The following is a 2,909-nucleotide window of genomic DNA, read 5'->3' as shown; positions in this document are numbered from 1 at the left end:
GTGCCTGTGCCTTCAACGCCTGCTCTCTTCAAGCACCCGAAAGAGTTTGCCCAGGTTACGAGTCTCTCATATCCGCTGATATTGGTCGTGACCATCAAGCATCCCAACTGGTGTCCTTGTGCATTAAGCAAAACCCCAACATGGGTATCCAGATGGGTGTCTACACCAAGGATAACTTCAGCTTTGTTTCTGGAATTGTTCATGGCTCATTCCTCCAAGGAATATGCACTACCAACCCCATACGCAGGACAGGACACTCAAGATGCAGCACAAGGCTCCTATTAGGTCACAGACGCTGGGCCCAGCAATGCCAGGGAACATCAGCATCCAATCGACAGGTCAACGCAAAGGCATTATGTTCGCCAATCCCAGCACGGGTCAGATTGGGCTGATGTTCTTGAGCATAATGAACTGAGTATCCCAGCAGTTGCCACGACGACTCATGCTCTGGGTTATGCGATAACGCCACAGTCGTTGCCGAAATGCCCTACTGCCATATTGGCTGCCCTGGTCAGAGTGAAATAGCACACCGGATGGGCAACCCCGCTGCTGATAGGCCATCTCCAGTGCTTTGATTGCCAATTCTGCATCAGGTTTATCAGACATCGCCCATCCCACGACCCGCCGGGTATGCAGGTCAAGAACCGCTGCCAGGTAATACCAACGACCACCTGCCCAGAGTAGAGTAAGAGGCAGGGCGTAGTCGGACTATTTCCCGGCCTCTCCTCCCCGAACCGGACGTGCACCTTTCAGCGCATCCGGCTCTCCATTTAAACGCTGGCGAACGCCATTGCCACATCAGTGTAGCGCGATGTATACGTATTTCTGGCTTCCATCCTCAGATAGGGATTACCTTCAGGCAGACGCCAGCGGAACAGCTTCTTGCCTTGCCCGACCAGTCGGTACAGCACTTCACCGCTGAGCTTACCGTGATTGGTTTTACCAAATAAAACCCACGTTTTGCTCTGACCCGGTTTCGGCGATTTACACCACCACCTCATCAGGGAAGCGATACCTGTACGGTATTTGCGGGCCAGCCAGTGAGCCAGCTTCCAGAACACCACTCGGTCGATATAACAGAAGACTTTGGCCTTAAAATCCACGAACTGGTAGAACGCGGCCCAGCCTTTCAATTTCCGGTTGAGTATCTCAACCATGTCGACTTTGCTTTCACTGTAATTGCCTGATAATAGTGCTGCCAGCGATGCGGCGAAGTTTCTGGCCTTGTCTATCGGGATCGTCGAGACCACCCGCATATCGCCATAACGACTGCGTTTGCGGATGAGCCGGTGACCCAGAAAGATAAAGCCGTCATTAACATGGGTGATCCTAGTCTTGTCCATGTTCAGCCTGAGTTTCAGACTGCCTTCGAGCACGCCCCTACACTCCTCCCTGATGGCTTCTGCCTGTGTTTTGGTGCCTTTAACGATAAGCACGAAGTCATCGGCATACCGGCAGTACGCTACAGCGGGTTTCCATTGCCAGTTTTCTCTGACTGCGGTACTTCGGCCTCGCTGGATACTGTTATTCCAGTACCAGCGATCCTTTCTGGCTTTCCCGCTCAGGTAGCGTTTATGCAGATACTGATCGAACTCATTGAGCATGATATTCGACAGCAACGGCGATATTACGCCTCCCTGCGGCACGCCTTCACTGGCCGCCCGAAAGAGACCGACATCGATATGTCCCGCCTTGATGGTTTTCCACAGCAGGGCCATGAAACTTGCGTCACTAACCCTGCGACGTACGGCCTTCATCAGCAATCGATGATGTACGGTGTCAAAGTAGCTGGACAGGTCGCCTTCAATCACCCAGCGCCCCCGTGTTTCCCCACAGTCGGTGAGCTGTAATTTCAACGTGCGGATCGCGTGGTGGACACTGCGCTCAGGCCGAAATCCATACGATAGTGTATGAAAATCACTCTCCCATATCGGCTCCATCGCCATCAGCATTGCCCGCTGAACAATACGATCCCGCAACGCGGGGATACCCAGTGGTCGCAGTTTGCCGTTGCTTTTAGGGATGTAAACCCGTCTGGCGGGTAGGGGCTGGTAGTGACCGGAGAGGAGTTCATCCCTAAGGATTTGCAGCTCAACAGCCAGTCTGGCCTGTAGCGTTGTTTTGTTCACACCATCAACGCCGGGGGTATGCGCCCCCTTTGATGAAAGCGTGATCCGCGCGGCTTCAGCCAGCCATTCTGGTTGTGTTATCAGACGTAGCAGCCGTTCAATCCGTCGGGACGGTTCGGTGGCTGCCCATGTGGCAAGCTTGCGTTGCATTTCGCTGATTATCAAAGGTCTTCACCTCGTTAGGTCAGTTAATTCACGTCGCAAACACATTCAAACTACTTCCCTTCGCCATGTAATGGGCTTTCCCCATCGCGGACTACTATGGAAGCTCCGCCAACCAGCGCGTCATCAGGGCCATGCCCCCTTAACATCCGTCGCTGATCTTCCCCGGTTTACCTGCCTGGACTCAGACATACTGAGGAGGCTGCCCGTCGCACTCTTTATCCTTGCTTGCCGCAAGTTGGCAGAAGCCAGCAACGCAAGCGTGATAAACGCTGCTGCCCCGGTGTTTCGCATACATATCAAAACACCTTAGACCGGCAGTGCATACGTATCACTGCCAGTTACTTCTGCACGGCCTGTGAGATCACGTAGGCCGTGGTGACATTTTCAACCCACAGAGGCGGATTAACGGGTTCATGTTCTTCAGCCTTTCAATACTCAACCTTGAGGATCATCTTGGCTTAGTGATCTCGCCTCAATCCCCGTTGTCAGCGGGTTACATCACCCTGCGGGCATGCCGCAGGTCACTGCCGCTCAGGTTCTCCACCGTCACACTCGGTGGGATTGTTGGGTTTCTCATCGTGAGTTACCGTTTCAATATTCCAGACAGACTCGTGG

At 53.4% G+C, this 2,909-nt stretch carries 2 protein-coding genes and 2 pseudogenes; 1 reads left to right on the top strand and 3 read right to left on the bottom strand.

Annotated features, from left to right (window positions below; genetic code table 11):
* From ACE1BR_RS20820 to ltrA, 3 genes and pseudogenes are all read right to left on the bottom strand, one after another.
* Positions 1-203, bottom strand: a pseudogene (locus ACE1BR_RS20820) (hypothetical protein); the annotation flags it as partial.
* A 214-nt stretch (positions 204-417) separates the two neighbouring features.
* Positions 418-690 (bottom strand): annotated as a pseudogene (locus ACE1BR_RS20815) (DDE-type integrase/transposase/recombinase); the annotation flags it as partial.
* A gap of 80 nt (positions 691-770) precedes the next feature.
* Positions 771-2,294 (bottom strand): group II intron reverse transcriptase/maturase, encoded by a 1,524-nt coding sequence (gene ltrA / locus ACE1BR_RS20810; protein WP_374873649.1) that lies wholly within the window; start codon positions 2,292-2,294, stop codon positions 771-773.
* Positions 2,295-2,707: 413 nt separating this feature from the next.
* Here ltrA and ACE1BR_RS20805 point away from each other — a divergent pair.
* Positions 2,708-2,909: hypothetical protein (locus ACE1BR_RS20805; protein WP_374873647.1), on the top strand; the 202-nt coding region annotated here is incomplete at its 3' end.

The sequence above is a fragment of the Aeromonas sp. MdU4 genome, assembly GCF_041929505.1.
Classification (GTDB): Bacteria; Pseudomonadota; Gammaproteobacteria; order Enterobacterales; family Aeromonadaceae; genus Aeromonas.
Note: the sequence above shows the minus strand (reverse complement) of the source record. Positions and strands in the feature narration are given on the sequence as shown.